At 33.1% G+C, this 21586-nt stretch carries 25 protein-coding genes; all 25 read right to left on the bottom strand.

Annotated elements, in window-relative coordinates:
• Positions 1 to 40 precede the first annotated feature (40 nt).
• Positions 41 to 1456, bottom strand: a complete 1416-nt coding sequence (locus tag HCB38_RS04445; RefSeq protein ID WP_185637667.1) for a leucine-rich repeat domain-containing protein — start codon at positions 1454 to 1456, stop codon at positions 41 to 43.
• Between the two features lie 133 nt (positions 1457 to 1589).
• A complete protein-coding gene (locus tag HCB38_RS04440; protein ID WP_185620352.1) occupies positions 1590 to 2093 on the bottom strand; it encodes a hypothetical protein in 504 nt (167 codons plus the stop codon).
• Between the two features lie 72 nt (positions 2094 to 2165).
• Positions 2166 to 2468: a hypothetical protein gene (locus HCB38_RS04435; RefSeq protein ID WP_185637665.1), complete on the bottom strand. Its 303-nt coding sequence runs from the start codon at positions 2466 to 2468 to the stop codon at positions 2166 to 2168.
• 81 nt (positions 2469 to 2549) lie between these two features.
• The gene (locus HCB38_RS04430; RefSeq protein WP_149056371.1) at positions 2550 to 3227 is read right to left on the bottom strand and encodes a hypothetical protein; all 678 of its coding nucleotides are present in this window, start codon (positions 3225 to 3227) and stop codon (positions 2550 to 2552) included.
• A gap of 37 nt (positions 3228 to 3264) precedes the next feature.
• A complete protein-coding gene (locus HCB38_RS04425) occupies positions 3265 to 3762 on the bottom strand; it encodes a DUF2247 family protein (RefSeq protein WP_185637663.1) in 498 nt (165 codons plus the stop codon).
• Positions 3763 to 4079: 317 nt separating this feature from the next.
• Positions 4080 to 4499, bottom strand: a complete 420-nt coding sequence (locus HCB38_RS04420; protein WP_149056369.1) for a hypothetical protein — start codon at positions 4497 to 4499, stop codon at positions 4080 to 4082.
• A 36-nt stretch (positions 4500 to 4535) separates the two neighbouring features.
• A complete protein-coding gene (locus HCB38_RS04415; RefSeq protein WP_185637661.1) occupies positions 4536 to 4904 on the bottom strand; it encodes a hypothetical protein in 369 nt (122 codons plus the stop codon).
• A 42-nt stretch (positions 4905 to 4946) separates the two neighbouring features.
• Positions 4947 to 5384 (bottom strand): hypothetical protein, encoded by a 438-nt coding sequence (locus HCB38_RS04410; protein ID WP_185607670.1) that lies wholly within the window; start codon positions 5382 to 5384, stop codon positions 4947 to 4949.
• Positions 5374 to 5838: a hypothetical protein gene (locus tag HCB38_RS04405; RefSeq protein ID WP_185637659.1), complete on the bottom strand. Its 465-nt coding sequence runs from the start codon at positions 5836 to 5838 to the stop codon at positions 5374 to 5376. Before HCB38_RS04405 ends, HCB38_RS04410 begins: the two co-directional genes overlap by 11 nt.
• 17 nt (positions 5839 to 5855) lie before the next feature.
• Complete coding sequence (locus HCB38_RS04400) at positions 5856 to 7256, bottom strand: T7SS effector LXG polymorphic toxin (protein ID WP_185637657.1); 1401 nt, start codon at positions 7254 to 7256, stop codon at positions 5856 to 5858.
• Positions 7253 to 7609 carry a hypothetical protein gene (locus HCB38_RS04395; protein WP_185637655.1) on the bottom strand — a complete coding sequence of 119 codons (357 nt, stop codon included), beginning with the start codon at positions 7607 to 7609 and terminating at the stop codon, positions 7253 to 7255. Before HCB38_RS04395 ends, HCB38_RS04400 begins: the two co-directional genes overlap by 4 nt.
• A complete protein-coding gene (locus HCB38_RS04390; RefSeq protein ID WP_185607666.1) occupies positions 7610 to 7894 on the bottom strand; it encodes a DUF3130 family protein in 285 nt (94 codons plus the stop codon).
• A gap of 284 nt (positions 7895 to 8178) precedes the next feature.
• Complete coding sequence (locus HCB38_RS04385) at positions 8179 to 8988, bottom strand: hypothetical protein (RefSeq protein WP_185638013.1); 810 nt, start codon at positions 8986 to 8988, stop codon at positions 8179 to 8181.
• Positions 8989 to 9001: 13 nt separating this feature from the next.
• A complete protein-coding gene (locus HCB38_RS04380) occupies positions 9002 to 9244 on the bottom strand; it encodes a hypothetical protein (protein ID WP_246414922.1) in 243 nt (80 codons plus the stop codon).
• An 85-nt stretch (positions 9245 to 9329) separates the two neighbouring features.
• Positions 9330 to 10289, bottom strand: a complete 960-nt coding sequence (locus HCB38_RS04375; protein WP_185637654.1) for a hypothetical protein — start codon at positions 10287 to 10289, stop codon at positions 9330 to 9332.
• A 604-nt stretch (positions 10290 to 10893) separates the two neighbouring features.
• Positions 10894 to 11460 (bottom strand): hypothetical protein, encoded by a 567-nt coding sequence (locus HCB38_RS04370; RefSeq protein ID WP_185637652.1) that lies wholly within the window; start codon positions 11458 to 11460, stop codon positions 10894 to 10896.
• A 986-nt stretch (positions 11461 to 12446) separates the two neighbouring features.
• Entirely contained in the window at positions 12447 to 14003 is a 1557-nt protein-coding gene (gene guaA, locus HCB38_RS04365; protein WP_185318478.1) for a glutamine-hydrolyzing GMP synthase, read from the bottom strand.
• A gap of 128 nt (positions 14004 to 14131) precedes the next feature.
• The gene (locus HCB38_RS04360; protein ID WP_045553399.1) at positions 14132 to 14536 is read right to left on the bottom strand and encodes a PTS sugar transporter subunit IIB; all 405 of its coding nucleotides are present in this window, start codon (positions 14534 to 14536) and stop codon (positions 14132 to 14134) included.
• 60 nt (positions 14537 to 14596) lie between these two features.
• Entirely contained in the window at positions 14597 to 14905 is a 309-nt protein-coding gene (locus HCB38_RS04355) for a putative quinol monooxygenase (protein ID WP_185318477.1), read from the bottom strand.
• 12 nt (positions 14906 to 14917) lie between these two features.
• On the bottom strand, positions 14918 to 15742 hold the full coding sequence (gene nadE, locus HCB38_RS04350) for an NAD(+) synthase (protein ID WP_185318476.1): 825 nt from the start codon (positions 15740 to 15742) through the stop codon (positions 14918 to 14920).
• An 11-nt stretch (positions 15743 to 15753) separates the two neighbouring features.
• Positions 15754 to 17244, bottom strand: coding sequence for a nicotinate phosphoribosyltransferase (locus HCB38_RS04345; protein ID WP_185318475.1), 1491 nt, complete (start codon positions 17242 to 17244; stop codon positions 15754 to 15756).
• Between the two features lie 117 nt (positions 17245 to 17361).
• Positions 17362 to 17745: a glycerol-3-phosphate cytidylyltransferase gene (gene tagD, locus HCB38_RS04340; RefSeq protein ID WP_003724631.1), complete on the bottom strand. Its 384-nt coding sequence runs from the start codon at positions 17743 to 17745 to the stop codon at positions 17362 to 17364.
• A 64-nt stretch (positions 17746 to 17809) separates the two neighbouring features.
• Positions 17810 to 18961, bottom strand: a complete 1152-nt coding sequence (locus tag HCB38_RS04335; RefSeq protein WP_185637650.1) for a CDP-glycerol glycerophosphotransferase family protein — start codon at positions 18959 to 18961, stop codon at positions 17810 to 17812.
• A gap of 12 nt (positions 18962 to 18973) precedes the next feature.
• Positions 18974 to 20128: a CDP-glycerol glycerophosphotransferase family protein gene (locus HCB38_RS04330; RefSeq protein ID WP_185619000.1), complete on the bottom strand. Its 1155-nt coding sequence runs from the start codon at positions 20126 to 20128 to the stop codon at positions 18974 to 18976.
• On the bottom strand, positions 20128 to 21516 hold the full coding sequence (locus HCB38_RS04325; protein WP_185637648.1) for a glycosyltransferase family 2 protein: 1389 nt from the start codon (positions 21514 to 21516) through the stop codon (positions 20128 to 20130). Before HCB38_RS04325 ends, HCB38_RS04330 begins: the two co-directional genes overlap by 1 nt.
• Positions 21517 to 21586 lie beyond the last annotated feature (70 nt).

The following is a 21586-nucleotide window of genomic DNA, read 5'->3' as shown; positions in this document are numbered from 1 at the left end:
TATGATCAACTATCTTTAAGTGATTTTATATATAATCTTCTTATTTTATTAATTTTTTTATTTTATTAAATTTTTTAAATGCTGTTCTTTCAGATAATAATGTATTGCTTACATTCAAATATTTTAATTTGTCACATTCAGTTAATAAGCTAATATCAGTAATTCTTGTATTACTCAAACTTAGTCGTTCTAAATTCTTCATACTTACTAAACTTGAAATATCTTCAATTGGATTAGAATCCAGATATAAAAATTGCATTTTTATACAATTTTTTAGGGAGGAAATATCCGTTATCTTATTTCCTTTTATTTCAAGATAATTGATATTAACTAAATCATTAAAAGCAGTTAAATCTTTAATTTTATTATTTGATAGAATCAAGTCCTTAAGTTTAAGTAAATTCTTTATAGGTGTAATATCTTCCAATTCATTACCACCAAGATTAATTTCTACTAATTTTTTCATATTTTTCAAAATAACTAAGTCCTTAAGTCCACTATATTCTGCACTCAATAATTTAAGTGTAGTAATATTTTCTAATGATGTAAAATCTTCAATTATAGAATAATTTAAATATAATTTTTTTAATTTTGGTAAATTAGCTAATGTGTTGAGCTCTTTAATCTTACAATCAATTAGATATAATTCTTTTACTTTTTGCATATTCGAAAATATCTCACTATCTTCAATAATAGCTCCTCTGATATCAAGAATTTCTACATTTTCAACTTTTTTGAATATATCTAGATAGTTACAAGCTGTTGGTATCGGTCTGTTTTCGTCAGTTGAATACGCACAATGAAAGTCAAAGCTTTTTATTAGTGAAAAATCCGCATTTTCTTTTTCTTCCACTTCTCCTCTTAGTATGGCTAATAAATACTTTTGTTGTTCCCAAGCTGACTCGACTTTTTTCTCTGCTTCTTTTATAATAGTTAGTTCTTCATTAGAATATCCATATAGATTATCGTCTTCAAAAACCCAATCTGTATCAATTTGACATTTGGCAAATGACCACAATGTTTGCATCAAAAAGCGACTATCAATATTATCTTCTATGTTTATTTCTGTATGAGTTCCTGGAATAAAAAAATATTCCGTTGTTTTAGCGATTTCTTCATAAGGATCGCCTCCACAATAAACAGTCGGGTTTTCACTACTAATATCTTTCATATTAAATCCATATTGGCATACTCCTTGCATCTCTGAGGCAAACATCAACAATTCTACTGGATTTTCATCCCCATCGCTAATATAAGAAAGTTCATTAGGTGAGAAAACATGAAACTCATGATCACATTCGTCTTCAATCTCCCCTATTTTTTCATAATATTCTATCAATAATTTCGGTATAGTATATTTTTTTAAAGCTATATCTATTTGCTCTTTCGTATAAGGTTTTGTTTTATACCCTGCTTCCATCCAAACTTGTTTTAGATCATCAATTGTATGTTTCATTTTCTGTTATAAACCTCCCACTATTTAGTAAAAATCATCTGTCCTAAGTTTATGTAATAATTATAAAATAATTATTACTCTAATACAACATCTACCAGCAGGAATCTCTTTTATTTTGCATTTTCAATACTGCTTAAAATATGGAAATAGTTATATCCATTAAAATATCATTTTCTGCATCAAAACCACATGCGAAATTATAATCATTAATTCGCCAGCCAACTGAATTAAACATAGTATTAACAAGATATGGTTCACCTAAAATATTCAAAAGTTCCTCTTTAGTTGATTTATTAATCTTTATAGAAACAGGTAGATGGTATCCTAATTCAAATAAAGAATTATTGTTTATGAGTATCGCTTCGAGAAACAACATATTGTTTGGTTCTTCTAACATTTGATTTATTAACGGATTAAATGTTTCTTGTATATATTTACTTTCATCCTCTAAGTACAATTGTATAATTGTTGCTTTTTGAAAATGTAATTCAACGTATTTGCTAATACCAAATGTAGTAAAAGCATGAACACTTCGTTGTAATTTTTCTTCAGGAATATTAGTAATGTTCAATAATCTTTGTGTTTCAGGACTGTTTAATGCTTTTCCAATACAATTTAATAAGTTAAATTCCTTCATATTTTCTCCTTTTTATTTATAATAAAAGGTCTTCTCTTGCAAATCCCCATTTATTTTCTCCATCTTTGCTAGTTACAAATGAAACGAAATTACCTTTCCTCTCCCAACAACACTTGCACCCTCCATAACTAAAAAAGATAGATTAGGTTGAATTTTACTATAATTGACAACATCCTGCTCGTATAGAGGAGCAACTATTGCATAGCCCACTGAGTCAAGTGTATCTACTTCTATATCGTAAATTTCAACGCCTAAATATTCTTGCGCCTTATCCGTTTCCATCACAAGATGCGGACGATAACCTTCTTTCGGAACTGTTCTTCTTGTCCTAGAATAGAAGATAACCTCTACCAAAAATTTTTGCTCTGACTTCATGGTATTCCTCCTGATCTATTGACTTAAGTATAAATAATTAGGTTAACACATCATTAGCGACATTATAGATAACTAGTCCAACTATAATAGTACTGTCAATAAACTACTTCTTGCTCCTACAACTTGTATATTGGTATCTGTCACCAATACATCTGAAAAAGGAAATTGGAATGCTACAGAATAAGGATTAGCCTTAAATATAATTCTTTCTTCAACTAGCTTCTTTTTGTTCAGTATTCGAAGCTTTAGGCTACATTCTTTTTCGGTAAAGTTAACCCAAACTTCAAAAGTCCCGTTAGTTTTTTTTAGTTTTCCTTTTTTTAATAGATAAGTAGTTTGATAGTTATTGCATCTGTACTCCTCTGTAATCTTCTGAGAAAAATGAATAGGCAGCTCTGTTTCCAAAATAAACGGTTTTAGATTCACTTCAACCTTACTTTTCAGCATTGAAAAAGTAGCTTCAAATAATGCACAAAGATATTCTTGCCTTTGCTTCATTGTTGGAAAAGATACATAGGATTGTTCATCAAACGGTATGGTCAGAGATAAGATATTAGATGAATTTATTCCTTGATTAATGGTATCACTAACTTTAACCCCAGTAATTACTAATCTTGTGAAATTACCTTTAATTTTTTCTTTTTTTAGCATTCTTTCATATGCTACTGATAAAGCCCTAGACTCTGTATTTACTTTTTGGATAATTTCATTGTTAAATTGTGTTCGTTCCAATTTTAGAAATACACTTTTAAATAGCACAGAAGACCTCCGAATGAAATTTTGTTATTTTAAAATATTATAAGTACTTTTTACTCTTCTTCATTAAAAAAGCCTCCCAATCTTTATACATTTCAGCTACATTCAATTCTATACTCCCCATGTCTTTGTGTTTCATAGGCATATATCGAACTAAATGATCAATTTCACTTGGATAACCTAAATCAGCATATAGATCTTCTATAACTTCCAATGGATCTGTATAATCATTCTTATTTTCCCAAACTAGCTTTAATAATACATATAAAAACTTATCTTTTACTGTTTCGGTATTAACATTACTTTTGCGTAGATAATTATAGATATAATCATCAATATCATTTTTATCTCCCCATGCCAAATTTATAATTTCATCTTGTAAATCCTCATCATTTTTCTCAAGTAGATACATAGCATATTCGCTAACAGAAAGAGAAACTAAATATTCATTTTTCACTCCAAAAATAATATCATCCCAAGTGACGTTTACAGATGTTAATAAAAATTTAAGTGGGATTTTTATTTTTAATGTGTTCATTTGCTCTCTCCTTGTATTAAAGTTTTTTTGTGTGTCATCAGGATATATGAGTAACATATGACGAATAATACTTTCATATTGGTAGTATACCATAATGGCTTTGGGGTTATTTTTATACGATATTAAGTCATCTTCCTAGTTTGATATAGTGTGGTTACGCAAATTTCAATCGCGTAAGAACTATTTTCTCTCTAGATAAAGCTATATATTTTAATTATTGTCCTTCAAACTTTTGCATTACATGTGAAAAGTTTTTTTATTTTAGATATGTAGCAATTAAATTTGTGGAACTAATGTAGTTGTCCCATTAATCTGTATTAACGGGGCAAAAGTTCACGTTCAATAATACTCTTCTCCAAATTCGAAACAAATTCTTTATTATCATAATCACTTAATGTTTCACCCATTAGTAATTCTTGAAAATGATTATTAAATCCTCTTTCGCAGATTATTAATTCATTAATTATTTTCTCGTAAATTGTTGTACTGGGAAGTATCCCTTCTCGTTCGATTTTAGTTAGCTTTCTGTTTAATAAATTATCCAAACTAAATTTACAGAGCTTCAAATTATCTAGTGTGAAATAATGCAAATCAATCCCGTCCATGCTCCATCCTATACCTAAAGCATAATTTTCTCCGATGAAAGCAACTTCATTATTATCTATTTTAGTTAGCTTTAATTGATGCTTTTGCTCGTATCCTTTGAATGTTTTTTCAACTTCTTTATAAAAATCCAATTGATCACAGTCCTTTTTTTACTATAATCCCAGTCATTATTCTTTTAAGAAGCCTTCTACCATTTCTCTACTTTCTTGGCAAAATTGTAAGTTAGTAACTTTAGCATAATTTTTTTCAGCATAATCAAGTAACGCTAATATATTATCTAATTTATTCTGAGGAAGCGGCGTCTGATTTCTTCTTACAAAAGCAATCCATCCAAGATTAAACATTTCATTTTCATCCAAAAACTTTATATTAATATTACTTACATTATCATATCTTTCATAACCGATGACAAAAGCAATTTTCTTGTTGGAAAATGTGATAGTAAAATCCGTTATTTCTATTAATTTAAAATTATTATGGAGTAGAAATTCACTTTTTTTAAGGATTATTTCTTTTGAATTATTATTTGTTTTCATGGTTGAACTCCTCTTTGCTGTTACATTCTCAACATTTCTTGGTTAAATATATAAACTCAAACTATCATTTAAGTCCCCGATTACTTCTCTAGGAACACTAGCTAATTCATATTCCTTATAATCTTCCAACCACTTGTCATCTCCATTAAGCACACTACTCCAATGACGCGGAAGACCTCTTGCAAGTATTAAAAACGAAATATCAACCCGTTCCTGCACAGAATTATATTTTGGCAAATTCTCCCTATCTTTATCATCAAAGACATGCAAAAAATAAGACCATACATCATAACTAACAAGTGAATTATCTTTATCACGGCATACATAATTCAAAGAAACTTCATCAAAATGAATCAAAAAAACAAGCGCAAAATTAGAACCAAAAAGTGCTAGCTCCTCTTCAGATATAACTTTATAATTTAACTGGAATTCTTCTATTAATGATTTGAATCTATTTATAAAATCAGCTTCATATTTCATTTTGAAATCCTTCAATTTTTTTGCCATTGATATTAGTTTGATAGGCTGAATACTCGTCTTTGTTAATAGCTCTCGGCTCATTATAAAACTTATTCTCTTTAAACTCCTTTACCCAGTCATTTTGACCAGATAACAATTCAGAGAAATATTTACTTAAACCTCTCGCATGAATCAGTAAACTGTTAGAAATTTGGTCGGTCAAATTATTTGCAGGAGTTATATTGGCTAACAAATCTTTTTCATAATTTGAAAATAAGAAATTAGTTATTTTCACTTTTTCTAAGCTATGAAGAAACAGGTAATAAATATCAATACCTTCTCTACTTTTCCAAATAGTTAGAGCATAATTAGGATGTAATAACATTATTTCGTCTTCATTTACTTTAATTAAGTTAAATCGATATTCTTGAATTATATTCGCAAAGTTATTCTCTACTTCGTGCTTAAACTCCATTAATTTCACCAACTTTGTTATTTTTTATATTTCATTTCAGATGTTTTAGAATCAAATTCATAACCATGTTCTTTTAAATAAAAATATTCTTTACCAAAACCCGTCAATTCCTGTTCAAAAGTTTTTTCATTAAATCTATATAAGTTATCATTTATGGGCCTTGTAGCAATTTTTACAGGATCTCTTCTTTTAATAACCTCATCTAACCAAGGTTGATTATATTCATCCCAAAATTGCAAAGGAGTTATGTAAAACTCGTCAGGAGTATTCAATAAATTTAGCTTTCCTTTTTTCGTTCCGAAGTTCACGCTTTTCTTATTTCCAAGCTCAGTTAGTATATTTCGAGTATCTTCGGTATATGTGCCTAAAACAGTTGTAGTCTCCCATGGGTTTCCTTTTAGTTTAACTCCAGTGGTAGTTATATATTTTAATTTTTCCACTTGCCCAAACTCAGCATAAAAACCACTCACTCCAAAAGCTCCTGCATATTGTAAAAACACAGTTGAACCATCTACTAGCCTCTGTCCGCCACCGATTCTTTCAGCAGTAACTGCATCTAAACCATAAACCGCGCGATAAAAAGCTCCAACGCCCAACAACTCGCGCATACCGGTTTCATTTTGCCAATAAATCATTTGTTGGTTAACTAAATCTAATGTGGCTTCCGTATTTAGTTTGCCGTTAGTCGTAACATATCCGGCACGATTTCCCTCTGGAATATAGGGAAGCATTCCAATATCTTCCATAGCCTTTACTTTGTCATCTATTGCTTTTTGAGAAGCGTATAAATCCACAAGTCGTTCAAAATTTGAAGCATTTAATTTATCTACTTTGTACATCCCAGTTTGGCTATTAAAAGAAATGTTCGCCTGAATATCACGCACACCACGATTGATTGCTCGAGCTAAGTCACTTAATTCTTGAAAAAAATGACTATGAGCACGTTCAAAATCAAGAAATTTTTCTAAAAGTTGTTCTTTTTTATAACTGGCAAATATTTGCGTTTGAAGCACATTAATTTCGCCCTGCCTAGAAACTGCTGTCATCGAACTTAATTCTAATTGAATGTGTTCTAATTTATTTTCTAAACGATTTATTTTCTGATCCAATTCATACAGACCTTCTGCATCAATTTTTGCACTTGGAGAACTATCTACTTGACTGTGAAAGTCGGTAATATATTTCCTTAAAGATTCTTCGCTGACTTGTAGCGCTTGTTTGATAGAAGCGCAAAGCGGCAAATAAGTCGCTACATAATATCCTTTAGACGCACTAATTGCTTCCCCAGAGAGCGAATCATCTTGTAAATAAGCAGTGATAGCATTATGGATTGCCGTAATTTGTGTTTTAGCCTGTTGATTGGCTATTTTTAATTCATGTAAAAAATGGTTTACTTCAGCAATATCTATTCGAGTCATAAACGCATCTCCTTTGTGATATCCTGTTGTTTAGTTTCGAGCGCATGGAGATTTTGTCGATGCTTTTTTTGCTCATTATTTAGTTCGGTTTGAATATCGTTAGTCATGCAAGCAGTTTTCCGGTTGTAATGATTTACCTCGTCTTCTATTTGCCAAAAAGTATCCTCTGCGTTTTCTCCTCGCCAAACTTCTTTCATATGATAAAGGATGTCCTCCATTTCACGTCTAGCTTGATGAATATCTTCTTCCATATCCTCTAAATGTCTAATTTTATTTTTAATAGCGTATAGAGCGTCATCTTCTCGCTCTATTTCTTTTTTTATTTCACCTAATTCTTGGGTACGTTTATCCACTTAACGCACCTCCAAATTCATCTTCTGGCTGATGGATTTATCTTGTTTTGCAAAAGCTTCTCCCATTTGCTTGATTCGAGTAGCATCGTCTTGCGCAACAGATCCTAAATTTTCGATGCCTTCAAGTAGTTCAAGTAATGATTCTCGAAAAAGACGGATAGAATTAGTTTGCGTATAACTCATGTTTCCATTTTTAAGGGGATAGTAATCTAACTTTCCCGCACTATCACCTAGGGTTGTAGCATGTTTACTCATTTTTTCTTTATTAATACGAATTTTTGTCATGGTTGTTTTCCCTTTCTATATGTGAAGTTTGTATCATGGTTCTATTATAATGATATTTACACGAGCTGTCATTTAGTAGCAATAGGAGATTTTACTTAGACGGATATATCAATTAGAAAATTCTTTTAGAAATCGATAAAAACTATAAAAAAAGATCTCAAAATTTAATTATGAGGCCTTTTATTTATTAGCTTTTTTAATGTTGTGTTATTTAGCACTAATTATTAATTTTATCGTTGTCTCCTTAAATTTACTACTATTATTCAAATCTATCCATTTTAATTTTATAATTTTGTTAGTGCCCAAACAATAGCTTTTCCAGTATAAGCGACTAAATTAGGATGGCTCTCAAGGAAAGTAGAGAACCTAGAAAGCATACCTGGCTTAATATCCCCATTCTTAATTGCATCTAATATTTCATTCGCTTCTTTTTGCTCATTTTCAGAAAGTCTAGAAATAAAAGCACCAAGTTCCTCAAGAGAATTATCAAAATTATTATTAATAGTGGCATTCATACCAAAACCAGCGCCCCTTTGGTCTCCACCATAAATATTAATTACTTGAGAAGGAGCAACGTTTACTTTACTTTCTGTCTCCACTAAATCAGGATTATCTAAATATTCAATTCCTTTTGAACTCAAATGAGCATTAGAATGTATTACTATTCCCTTATTAGAAGCATACTTTATACATATGCCTAAAACTAATCCCTCTTCAATAGCCAATTTAACTATTCCTAAATAATCATCCGAATCAACCCTATAATTTGAAATATTTAAATCCTCATCTTTATTTTCTACTCGCTCTAAAAATACTCTCTTTTGTTCCATTTGATTTTTTTTGTTCATCCTAAGCGGCTTCATTGAATCAATAAATCTTAAACCTTTATCAGTAACATATAGGGAATTCATAAAAACTGCGTAAGAGGGGCCCATAAAAGTCTTTATGTCCAGTCCACGAGCATAATCTTCATCTTTAATTAATTGATAAATTACAACTTCTGATTCTTCAATATCCTGTTCCATAATCATTGAATTATCGTTAATTTGTTTTAGTATTTCCATAATCTTTACATTTCTGTGGTTTTGATTCATTAACTTTTACTTTTCATTTTACTAATTTATAGGTTTGCTCACTAACCTCATTTTCAAATTCATAATCTTTTGATATGGAGTTAACATCAATGCTATATTCTTCACATAAATATTTCTCTAAACGATTAACCATTAGGTCTCTTAATAGCATAACTGGTCTTTCCGGATAGTCTTCCACTATCTTACTTTCTATCTCATCTTGTGAAAATAAAACAGCATTCATTTCCAAGCTTTTTAATTTCTGACTTTTTGCCAATTGAAATCTTACTTTGTCAAACTTATACCAGCTAAAAATAAATTTCCTCTTTGTTATTTTTCGGCATTTTTAGATTTTATTTATTTTATACAGAAGCAACAATCCAATGCCCTCCCTTTATAAATCGCTTCAGCACATCATCACTCCAATAATGACCATTTTGAAATACGTAATTAGTTATCTTCTCAAAATCGAATAATTTATTACATAATAAAAGTATTTCATCTGAATGTTTATTAGCATGGATATCATATAATTTCTTAATCCAACTTTCTTTAGGGCACTTTCCTTTTGCTGAATCTAATAGTGATATCAGCTTCTTTTTAATTGTAAAATCAGTCCACATATCTTGTGATATATATGCTTTCATAACAGTGTTGATTCCTAAATAACATCCTTGATTATTATTAACTTTAAATCTTTTCAAATATGAGATGAGAACTTCATCTTCTTGTCTAATAAGAGTCAAAATTTTTTTATAACATTGTATATCATGATGAAAACTCTTTTTTTTAATAATAGAAAGTAAATTTAATAATATCTGATTTCGTTGTTCCTTATTAGAAGTAGCACAAATTTTACTTAATTTTTCTATTTTTAACAGATTTTCTAGTATATCACCATTAGGAGATACTTCAGATATTTTTTTTGTATATTGAGTCAACAGCACAAATTCTATAGGTGTGAATTGAGTTCCTTCTATTTTGATATAATCTGAAAGCAAATTCCGTAAAAGGGTTGTTAATCGGGCAATATATGAGGGTCTTAAATATCCCCCAGATGAAATATTATAGTACACCAGCAATTTACCAATCATATATTTTTTAGCATTTTCACCAATAAAAGGAAGAATCTCACTATGTTGTTCTCTTATTTCATTTTCATAATTCAAATCCATAGGCTCAGATTTTTCATGCCTATTTAAATAATCAAGAAACCACTGTTCTAATATCATATAATCATTTTCAGAAACTTGTAATCCATCAGCAAAAGTTAATGAATTACAACTATCCTCTCTTATAAACTCTTTGTACATTCTATCCATTTTAAAACAAACTCCTTATTTTAGTGTGAAAAATTAATTTTTCTATTTTGAAATTTATCATCATGATATCTATAACTATGAACTACTCTACTAAATTTATATTCTCATAAAGCCGTATCTAATTTTTACAGCCTCATAAATTATTTTTATTAACTTTATTAAAACCTCCCAATGATTGATATCTTAAATTCTATCTTTCAATCATTATTCTGTTTCAATATGTCCTAGTGCTTGTGTATATATTTTTTTCCTTTAATTTTTATTTTTCTTTCAAGGTAATTATAGCATCTTATTCTTAATCACGTTGCTCTTTATTATCATCTTTCAAAACTTGTTATTTTCTTTCAACAAAAGAGACTTTATTTATTCGTATTCACTCATAAACTAGTCTCTTTTGCTTGCGTGCACAGCACGCTTCTTTTAGATAAACATTGTAATTATAATATATTCCAAGCCGTCTCACTAATATAAAGTCTGTGAAGAAAATTGCGAGTTCTTAATATAGTTTGCGAAAAGGTAAATAGAGGTATTAAACAGCAACATTTCTTTTTAAAAAACGATATATATATTGAGATTTAATCTAATAAGAAATTCTGTTATTAGGTTAAACTACATCACTAAAATATTTATTTAGAAATTCAGTAGATTTACTGATAAATTTATTTACAATGTCTCTTGATATTTCTTGTACTATATATGGTTTATACTGTTTCATAAATTCATCAAACGTAATAAAATCTTTCAATATTTTCGGTTCATCAAAATGCCATTTGTAAATAGGGCTAACTTCTAAAATCACTTTGTTTTTACTATTATATAGAAAAGTTTCATTACCCACTTCTGCGATTGAAGACCATAGTAACGGCTTTTCAAAAGACATAGTTTCCATTTTATTCATAGAAATTTCATTATATTCGATATTTTCATAATAACCAATGGGGTATTTAGAGTATGCAGTCATATCTAATCTATTATTTAAAGCGAGTTCCAGCATAGTCTTAAAGGTTCTAATTCCCTCTAGCATATTATCATCCCAAAGAAGATAATTTGTATTCTCTGTTTCATACTTTATTTGTATTTTCGTATCCCAATGGATACGTTCTGTAAGTTCATCCATGTATATAGTTAGACTGTTCTTATTATCAATATTATATTCAAGCACTCTTTCCATTAGAATCATCCTTATCATTACTATCTTTTTTATATTTCCTTTATAATTAGCCATTCCTACTTTCTGCAAAGCTATTTTCATATCTTAGTGTAGTTCAGTCCATATTTTAAATAGTTACTAATGACACTCCATCTGCTGCCCATCCTACTCCTGGGATTCATGTAACCGCAAGACATGCACCCCACCATGTCTTCTTTATCATCTATGAGTATGTTCTCATTCTTTTATTCCTATATTCAATAAATCTCTATACCCCACTGATGCTTATAATGTTAACTACAAATAGACCATTATTGAATTGCGAATCACCTGATTCATGTTCTTATTCCATTTTCTATTCGTGCTATACATCCTAATATTAGTGTAACCTAACATCAATTCAAAAAGAAAGTACAAGTCCGAAAAGCCCTATACACCTCATACATATCCGCCTCATTTTCAAGGAAATGCTTTTCTATCTATAATTATCTTATATTTATGATAATTTGTGAAGGAATTTTTTATTAATTATCACTATTCATAGGTAGAACCCCCATTTCTATATATGAATACTACTAATTAAGTGGGCTTTATAGCTTCATTCACTAATCAATAGATAGAAATAAGATACCAAATATTTTACAGTTTAATATTCAATATATTTTACATACAATCAATCAAGAAAATTAAATGCGTTTTAGTCATTTTGTAGAAAGTATATCCCCATCTTTGATAATATGCAAAATAGTGAGATTTCAATACAAAAGATAAGAGCATATCTGGATATTTGTAAAAATATTCAACGACTAAGAAATAATTCTTAAATGAGACAAGACCAAGCTTTAGCTAAGATGAATATTATTGGCTTAAATATCTCCAAAAGTATATATGCAAAATTTGACAAAATATTATCCGTAAAAATACTACAATAATAAAAAATCGTTATCACTCAACACAGAAAAAAGCCCTAAAACCTCAGTAATGATGAGGTTTTAGGGCTTTGTTTCTTATTCCCACTCAACCGTAGCTGGTGGTTTACTCGTAATATCATAAACAACACGATTCACGTGATCCACTTCATTCACAATCCGTACCGAAATCTTCTCCAGTACATCCCACGGAATACGTGCCCAATCGGCTGTCATACCATCAATACTCGTCACCGCACGAACAACCACAGTATGGTCATACGTTCTACCATCACCCATAACACCAACGCTACGGATATTTGGAAGTGCTGTGAAGTATTGCCAGATTTCGCGTTCTAGACCTGCGTTTTTGATTTCTTCGCGCAAGATATAATCAGAATCACGAACAATCTCTAATTTCTCTTCCGTAATTTCGCCAAGGACGCGGATTCCTAAACCTGGGCCTGGGAATGGTTGGCGCCAAACGATTGCGTCAGGCATGCCAAGTTCTGTTCCTAGTGCGCGAACTTCATCTTTGAAAAGTGTATTTAAAGGTTCGATTAGTTTAAATTGCATATCTTCTGGTAAGCCGCCTACGTTGTGGTGAGACTTGATTGTTTGGGCAGTTGCTGTTCCACTTTCGATGATGTCTGTGTAAAGTGTTCCTTGTGCTAGGAATTCTACGCCGTCTAGTTTGTTGGCTTCATCGTCGAATACGTAAATGAATTCGTTACCGATGATTTTACGTTTTTGTTCTGGGTCAGAAACGCCTGCAAGTTTGTCCATGAAGCGTTTTTTCGCATCTACTTTGATGATGTTCATGTTGAACTCGCCTTGTAATGTCGCCATTACTTGGTCAGCTTCCCCTTTACGAAGAAGCCCGTGATCGACGAAAATACATGTTAATTGGTCGCCAATTGCTTTATGAATTAACACACCAACAACAGAGGAATCTACGCCGCCAGAAAGTGCAAGCAAGACTTTTTTGTCGCCTACGATTTCTTGGATTTTAGCGATTTCAACTTCACTAAAGTTTTCCATTGTCCAGTCGCCTTTACAGCCACAAACGTTTAATGCAAAATTCTTCAGTAATTCGTTACCGTAAGCTGAGTGACGTACTTCTGGGTGGAATTGCACGCCGTAAAGCAAGCGATCTTCGTCCGCAATACCTGCAATTGGGCAAGACTTACTAGTAGCTGTTACTTCAAATCCAGCTGGTTCCTCAACAACTAAATCTCCATGACTCATCCAAACAACTTGATCTGTTGGTAGGCTAGCAAATAAACGGCTTGGGTTTTCAACGTGAATGTCCGCTTTCCCGTATTCGCGGTCTTTCGCACGTTCTACTTTGCCACCGAAGTGCGTTGTCATTAATTGCATGCCGTAACAAATTCCTAAAATTGGAATTCCCATGTCAAAGATTCTCTCGTCAGCGCGGAAGGCATCTTCGTCATACACACTGTTAGGTCCTCCTGAAAAAATAATCCCCGTTGGATTTAGTGCTTTCATTTCTTCAACTGTAATAGTATGCGGATGTAATTCACTGTACACACCGAATTCACGAATGCGGCGCGTAATTAGTTGATTGTACTGACTACCAAAATCTAGAACGATAATTTTCTCTTGCTCGGTAAAGTCTTTCATAATTTTAAACAAAACCACCCTTATCTATAAAATGAAACCGCAAAATCGCGGTTACTTCACAATAATATAAGAAAAGGACAAATCACTTGTCCTTTTCATCTTCTTTCATTTTAACGTTTCCCCTCTAAAGTTGCAACACCTTATTTGGAATTTTTCGCGTTCATTAAGGCTAGACCTTGTGTGAGAATCTTATCCCCGCGCATCCGACCGAAATCAAGTGAATCAATATTAGCGCAAGGAATATTTAGTTCACCTAATACTTCCTCCACTGTTTTGTACATATATTTCACTTGTGGTGCTACTAAAACGGCATCGACTTGCTCTTTATAATCACGAAATTTCCCGGCTGTAATCGCGCCGACTGGGCCCATCACAACAACCAAATCCCGCTCGCTGTATTTTTCGCGAAAACTATCTTTGTATTTCACATCATCTGGAAATAGTAACACAGCGTCCATTCCTTCTGACGTCGCACTTTTCACGACATTTTGTGCCATTAAACTCGACGTTGCGCCGCCAGCACAAACAATCATCAACGTTTGCATTTTTCATCCCTCCAAAAAAATGATTCCAGGAGAGTCCTAGAATCATTCATGTTTTATCATCTATATGCCTTTTCCACCGAGTATGTCTAATTCTTGTATTCGTTTTATTTCTTTTATCATCGGTTTGGCGCGTGTAATCATTTCTTTTACAGCTGGGTTATCAAGAGATGCTGCGTGGTGCCCTTTATCAACCCAAATTTCAGAAACAAACACCGTGTCTGGCTCGGTTTCAGATTCGCTGACAATATACTGAATACACGTGTTGTAATCATCCAATCCTTCAGCCGCTTCAAGCAAAATTTCAACTAAATTATCTTTTTCTCCTGGATGTGTATAAAATGCAGTTAATAAACCATAACCAACTTTCATTTAAACAGCCCCCTATTTCCAGAAATCGTCAAATATAGTAATTGCCATATGGCGTTTATGTTCGGTTTTAATAAACCAATTCTCAATTTTCGCCGCAGCATCTGCTGGAACTTCTTTACCTTCCAAGTAATCGTCAATTTGGTCATAAGTCACACCAAGCGCGACCTCATCAGGAAGTGCCGGTTTATTATCTTCTAAATCCGCTGTCGGTTTTTTCAAATATAGATGTTCTGGGCAGCCAAGCTCTTTAAGAAGCGCCTTGCCTTGTCTTTTATTCAAGCGGAACAGTGGGTTAATATCCGTTCCCCCGTCGCCGTATTTCGTATAAAAACCAGTAACAGCTTCCGCGGAGTGATCGGTTCCAACAACGACGCCTTTATGCATCGCAGCAATCGCATATTGTACTTTCATCCGTTCGCGCGCTTTTTCATTACCTTTCGCGAAATCGGATAGTTCAACTCCAGCTTCCGCAAGCGCCGCAACACTCGCATCGACCGAAGCTTTAATGTTCACGGTTAAACGATTATCTGGTTCCATAAAATCAAGTGCATCTTGACGGTCCGATTCATCTAGTTGTGTTCCGTATGGTAAGCTCACCGCGAAAAATTGATACTCATCGTCTCCCGTTTCCGCTCGTAATTCGCTTATCGCCATCTGTGCTAGTTTTCCTGTTAAAGTCGAATCTTGCCCACCAGAAATCCCAAGAACAAAGCTTTTTAAGAACGTATTCTTTTTTAAATATGCTTTTAAAAACTCGACACTTTTCCGGATTTCTTCGTGTGCATCAATCGTTTCTGCCACCTGCATATCTGCTAAAATTCTTTCTCTGATTTCCATTATAATTCCTCCTAAAACGGCATATCTAGTTCAACTGGTGAATGAAGTTGGACACTTTTACGTACTTTTTCGATATTGCGCATCTTATTTTTCCAACATTTAACGCTTAAATCAACTGGGTATTGCTCCGGACGAACTGTTCGTTTATACTCGTCCCAAAGCAGCGCCAAGTTCTCTTCTTTATATGCTTTAATTTCATCTAAAGTTGGCATATCATACACAAGTTCTCCATTTTGGAAAATGGGTACAAGTAGCTCACGGGCGGTGAAATTCTCGACTGTTTTCATAATATACGTATGAACTGGGTGGAACATCGTTAGTTTCGCGACATTATCAAGTGATTCGTCCGCTAAAGCAATATAATCACCTTCTGCTTTCAACCCATCTTCATTTGTAATAATTCGGTAGACTTTCTTTTTACCAGGAGTTGAAACTTTTTCGGTGTTACTAGAAAGTTTAATCGAATCTTGTAAAATATCATTTTCATCAGCAATGGCAGCCATTTTGTATACGGCCCCAAGAGCTGGTTGGTCGTAAGCCGTGATTAGCTTTGTGCCAACACCCCAAGAATCAATTTTCGCTTTTTGCGCTTTTAAGGACAAAATAGTATGTTCGTCTAAGTCACTTGAAGCAAAAATTTTCGCTTCTGTAAAGCCAGCCTCATCCAACATTTGGCGCGCTTTTTTAGATAGGAAAGCCATATCACCACTATCTAGGCGAATACCGATAAAGTTGATTTTGTCGCCCATTTCTTTCGCCACTTTAATCGCATTTGGTACACCAGATTTTAGCGTATCGTATGTATCTACTAAGAAAATCGAATCAAAATGCGTTTTTGCGTAACTTCTAAATGCTTCTAGTTCGTCACGGTAAGCTTGAACCATCGCATGTGCCATCGTACCAGACACAGGAATACCGAAAATCTTCCCAGCGCGAACATTACTTGTCGAATCACAACCGCCGATATAAGCCGCTCGTGTGCCCCAAATAGCCGCATCCATTTCTTGTGCACGTCTTGTACCAAATTCGGCAAATGTTTCGTCGTCTATAACAGAACGAATTCGCGCAGCTTTTGTAGCGATTAGCGTTTGGAAATTCACAATATTAAGCAAAGCCGTTTCGATTAATTGTGCCTCTGCTAAGCTTGCTTCTACTTGAAGGATTGGCTCGGTTTTAAAAACAAACTCCCCTTCTTTTGCAGCAAGAATATTTCCTTTAAATTTAAAGTTACGTAAATATTCGAGGAAAGGTCCGTCAAAACCAAGTTCATCGTGTAAATAAGCAATATCCGTTTCTGTAAAACGTAAATTTTGCATATAATGAATAATTCGTTCTAGCCCAGCAAACACAACAAAACCCGAATCAAATGGCATATCTCGGAAAAACACTTCAAATACCGATCTACGCTCATGAAGTCCATCGTCAAAATACGCTTTCATCATATTTAGTTGATATAAGTCTGTATGCAGCGTTAGACTATCATCTTGAAATAAATTTGTCATTTCTTCTGCTCCTATCATAACTAGTTCCTTGCGTTATTATTTATACATAATAATAGCACAAAACAAGCCTACCACCTAATAATTGAACATTACCGGTCTGCCTGTTTTGTGCTACGACTATTTTAAATCATCTTTAATCTTGGAAGTAGAAATACCGTCTGTCCGTGGTAAATAAACGACTTCACAATAAGGTTTTAAGAAGTCAAATTCGCCTTCCCAATCATCACCCATCACAAAAATATCAATATCACGATTTTTTACATCTTCTAATTTTTGCTCCCAGTTACTTTCTGGAATCACTTCATCGACATATCTGATTGCCTCTAAAATTAATTTGCGATGTTCAAAGTTATGGTATGCTTCTTTGTGTTTGATTCGATTAAATTCATCGGTTGAAATGGCTACAATAAGGTAATCACCTAAAGCCTTTGCTCGTTCTAATAAACGAATATGCCCCCAGTGAATTAAATCAAATGTGCCATATGTAATTACTTTCTTCATCAGCCCACCTACTTTCTTTAGTAGTATATCAAGAAAACAAAAATTTCTCTACTTGTTAGCAGTGCTACTTTTCAAGCTGTTCTTTTAAAAAGGTTACAAAACGCTCACTTGAAAATCCATCCGAATATTTATTCCATTTCTCAGCAAAAAATCGAACTTTTTCCAAATCAAACGTATTAGTTTGTATTACTTCAATTAGCTCTGTCGTTGTAAAAACATGCGGCCCAGGAATGGTTTCTAAAAATCCATCTGAGAGCCCTCTAGCATTATCATATTCCGTTAAATCATACGTAAAGAAAATCATTGGTTTTTGAAGTAAAGCAAACTCAAACGGAATGGAAGAATAATCAGTAATTAAAATATCCACAACTGGTAGTAACGTTTCAATCGGCGTTTCTTTATCCACATAAATAACAAAATCATCGTCTAATTTCTCTAAATCATTACTAATAGAAGGATGTAATTTCAAAATCAATTGATATTCATTTCCTAAGGCTTGTTTCATTTCCGCAATGTCTAAATGTAAGTTTGCCTTTCCTAACTCATTATCCCGAAAAGTCGGCGCATATAGTAATTTTATTCTGTTTGTTAAATGTAAATGCTCGTATGACCACTGATAATTTTCTTGCAACTGCGCTTCTTTGAAGAAATAATCTGTACGCGGAACACCAAGCTTCAATATGTTCGATTCATCTAACAAAAATGATTTTTGGAAAATTGTTGCCATTTCATCAGAACCAACAAGTACCTTTGTAAAACGTTTATATACTTCTTGAAATCTTTTCTTATCTCCATCTGGTCTTTTTTGCGCTGCTTTATCTTCCCATCCAAATTTCTTAAGCGCACCGTTTGCGTGCCAAACTTGGATACAATTTACGCCATTTCGAAGTTTCAAGCCAGCTAATTCCACAAAATAATTATCTGTGACAACCACTTTAGCCGTATTGAGGTGAAACATTAATGGAATAAATTGTTGCAATGTTTTCGGTTTAACTTTTATAAAGTCTAAAGATAACTTGGATACATCTACTCTAGGATCATAGAAAACGATTGTCTTTGGGGTGACATTGGCCAGTTTCATTTGCTTAATAATCGCAATGGGATTTTCTTCAAAGCTTATAAGAAAAACAACTTTTTGCTGAACTGGTAAAAGGCTCGCCAAGAATCCAGTTATTTTAACAGCAAGCATAAATATATAAATTGCTATTTTTTTCAATATTCCCACCGCCTATTTTTCAGCAAAAACTTTTTTCACTGTTTTCTCTGCTGCGTGTCCGTCTTCCCAAGTGCAGAATTGTTCTAAAAAGCTATCTGCAATTTGAGGAGGATTTTCAAGCATGATTTCTATTTCTGCCATTAAAGCTTCATTCGTTTCAACAAGTGGTCCTGGGGCATTTTGTTCAAAGTCAAAGTAAAAGCCTCTAAGTGTATCGCGATATTCAGCCAAATCATACGTATAGAACAACATTGGTCTTTTTAAATTAGCATAATCAAAAAATACAGACGAATAATCGGTAATTAATAAATCGCTCACTAAATACAAATCTCTAATATCTTCGTGTTTTGAAGCATCTCGTACAAAATCACCATACTGCGTGAAATCAAAATGCTCGGCTACGAGATAATGCATGCGAACTAACAGAACGACTTCATCACCGAATTTTTCTTGCATTTTGGCAATATCAATCTTTAAATCAAACTTATATTTTCCGATTTCGTAAAAATCATTATCACGCCAAGTTGGAGCATATAAAATAACCTTCTTGTCTTCTGGAATATTTAACGCCATTTTGATATTAGCTATTTTCAACTCTTTATCCGCGCTAAATAAAATATCATTTCGCGGATAGCCAGACTCAATCATTTCTCCAGTGAAACCAAATGCGCGTCTAAAAATCGTACTAGAATACGCATTAGGTGAAATTAAATAATCCCACTTCTGCGCCTCTTTCACAAAATCAGCCTTGTATTGTTCGGTTGTTTGACCAGGCATATGTACTTCATCGATGTCGACACCTAGTTTTTTCAAAGGCGTTCCGTGCCATGTTTGTACATAAATAGTTTCTTTTGGTTTTGGTAGCTCAAGCGGCAGTCTACTATTAGAAATCCAATATTTAGCTAAGCCCATTTTAAACAACCAATTAACAGAAAAACGCTTAACATACGGTACTCCGTGCGCTTCAAATAAATCAACATACTTCGGATTTACACTCCACAACAACTCGTATTCTGGATTATGCTCTTCCATATATTCAAAAATAGCACGTGGATTACAACTATATTGCTTCCCTGAAAAGCTTTCAAACATCACTAACTCTTTTCTTCGAGGTAAAAATCCTACTAGCTTAAATAGGAAATAATATATTTTTTGTACAAACTTCATCAGGATACTCCCCCCTGTTTAAACTTTCGCTTTAAAGCTTTATTTCTTTTTATTTTTCCTAACACACTACTGATGACATTTAAATCTGTCATTGTTATTTTTTGGTTTTTATCTTGGTAAAACACTTGGACTTTCAATTGATAAGGTTTTAACCGTGTCACCACTTTTTCAAGTGTGCCTTTTTCGCGAACAACAATATCCCAAATCATTTGGGCTGTTTTTCGTTTTATCACTTTTGTTTGTGCCGTACCTACAGATGTACTAGCAATGAATTTTCCGCCCTCTGGTAACGTTTCCCGCGCCTCTTCTAGCAATAGCTCCACCGTTACAGCTTTTCCAGGACGGTAATTTTCTTTTACTGTGATAAGCGGAATTTCTTCTAGTTCGTCCGTCTTAAACCGTACTGGCCAGCCATTGTGCAAAATAGAAAGCATCATTTCTTTTACGACAAGCGGTGTATCCAGAGCTAAAATCATCTCCGGACCAACTTCTTGTAATATTTTCTGTAGTTCGCGCACAAAGATTTCTTGTTCCTGCTCATTTAATACTTCTTTAAAATAAATGTTCTCTTTATAAAAAAACAACTTGGCATGATACGCGATTAGATACTGCACATATGGAATCACTTCGCCAAAAATTTCTTTAGAGTTTGTTAAATAAGTTTGGTACACCTTTTGTAAGAATGGCGTATATCTTTCCGGTTGTTTCCAAGCTGAACTTACTAAAGAACCTTTTTGCTTTAAATCACGATAGTAATAGTAACCGGCATCGGCAATTAATCCATAACTTCTATTTTTAAGCAAAAATTTTGTAATTAAAAGCTGATCTTCCGCAAATTTAAGCGTTTCATCAAAGGCAATCCCCTGCAAACTTTCAAAACGAAAAAAAGTACCGCCAATGTAAAAATGAATTGCTTGCGGTTCGTTTTCAATCGCTACAACTCGATTTCCATTTGTGAAACGGTCATTTAATTTATGTGGAGAAATTTTTTGTTTTTTTCCAAAATCATCTAAATAATAAAAAGCTGGGACAAGCATATTAACAGCTGAATTTTCTAGAAAGTTCACCATACTAAAAAGCAAATTTCGCGATAACAGATCATCTGCATCTAAAAATCCTACAAAGTCAGTGTTTTCTTGTACATTATGTATTCCAATATTTCTCGCCTTAGAAGGTCCACCATTCGGGACATCAAAAACGCGAATATTACTCGGATATTTTTCGGCATAGCTATGAGCAATCGCACTACTACGGTCCGTGCTTCCATCATTAATAAGCAGCACTTCCACATGCTCCAAAAAGCTGTAAGTCTGCTTAATTATACTATCTATCGATAAAGCCAACCTTTTTTCAGCATTGTAAAAAGGAATTATAATCGCAAATTTCATTCTTTTTCCCTCTCCATATAAAACTGGGAAGTAAAGGCCTCGCGCCTATGAATGCCGAATTTCATCTCGA

Source organism: Listeria farberi (assembly GCF_014229295.1).
Taxonomy (GTDB): domain Bacteria; phylum Bacillota; class Bacilli; order Lactobacillales; family Listeriaceae; genus Listeria; species Listeria farberi.
This window is presented reverse-complemented; position numbering and strand designations above follow the sequence as displayed.

Bases quoted from the DNA above. Each gene is read 5' to 3' on its own strand.
- HCB38_RS04445 (WP_185637667.1), bottom strand. From the start codon at position 1,456: ATGAAACATACAATTGATGATCTAAAACAAGTTTGGATGGAAGCAGGG.
- HCB38_RS04440 (WP_185620352.1), bottom strand. From the start codon at position 2,093: ATGAAGGAATTTAACTTATTAAATTGTATTGGAAAAGCATTAAACAGT.
- HCB38_RS04435 (WP_185637665.1), bottom strand. From the start codon at position 2,468: ATGAAGTCAGAGCAAAAATTTTTGGTAGAGGTTATCTTCTATTCTAGG.
- HCB38_RS04425 (WP_185637663.1), bottom strand. From the start codon at position 3,762: ATGAACACATTAAAAATAAAAATCCCACTTAAATTTTTATTAACATCT.
- HCB38_RS04415 (WP_185637661.1), bottom strand. From the start codon at position 4,904: ATGAAAACAAATAATAATTCAAAAGAAATAATCCTTAAAAAAAGTGAA.
- HCB38_RS04410 (WP_185607670.1), bottom strand. From the start codon at position 5,384: ATGAAATATGAAGCTGATTTTATAAATAGATTCAAATCATTAATAGAA.
- HCB38_RS04405 (WP_185637659.1), bottom strand. From the start codon at position 5,838: ATGGAGTTTAAGCACGAAGTAGAGAATAACTTTGCGAATATAATTCAA.
- HCB38_RS04400 (WP_185637657.1), bottom strand. From the start codon at position 7,256: ATGACTCGAATAGATATTGCTGAAGTAAACCATTTTTTACATGAATTA.
- HCB38_RS04390 (WP_185607666.1), bottom strand. From the start codon at position 7,894: ATGACAAAAATTCGTATTAATAAAGAAAAAATGAGTAAACATGCTACA.
- HCB38_RS04385 (WP_185638013.1), bottom strand. From the start codon at position 8,988: ATGAATCAAAACCACAGAAATGTAAAGATTATGGAAATACTAAAACAA.
- HCB38_RS04375 (WP_185637654.1), bottom strand. From the start codon at position 10,289: ATGGATAGAATGTACAAAGAGTTTATAAGAGAGGATAGTTGTAATTCA.
- HCB38_RS04370 (WP_185637652.1), bottom strand. From the start codon at position 11,460: ATGGAAAGAGTGCTTGAATATAATATTGATAATAAGAACAGTCTAACT.
- HCB38_RS04360 (WP_045553399.1), bottom strand. From the start codon at position 14,536: ATGCAAACGTTGATGATTGTTTGTGCTGGCGGCGCAACGTCGAGTTTA.
- HCB38_RS04355 (WP_185318477.1), bottom strand. From the start codon at position 14,905: ATGAAAGTTGGTTATGGTTTATTAACTGCATTTTATACACATCCAGGA.
- nadE (WP_185318476.1), bottom strand. From the start codon at position 15,742: ATGGAAATCAGAGAAAGAATTTTAGCAGATATGCAGGTGGCAGAAACG.
- HCB38_RS04345 (WP_185318475.1), bottom strand. From the start codon at position 17,244: ATGACAAATTTATTTCAAGATGATAGTCTAACGCTGCATACAGACTTA.
- tagD (WP_003724631.1), bottom strand. From the start codon at position 17,745: ATGAAGAAAGTAATTACATATGGCACATTTGATTTAATTCACTGGGGG.
- HCB38_RS04330 (WP_185619000.1), bottom strand. From the start codon at position 20,128: ATGAAGTTTGTACAAAAAATATATTATTTCCTATTTAAGCTAGTAGGA.
- HCB38_RS04325 (WP_185637648.1), bottom strand. From the start codon at position 21,516: ATGAAATTTGCGATTATAATTCCTTTTTACAATGCTGAAAAAAGGTTG.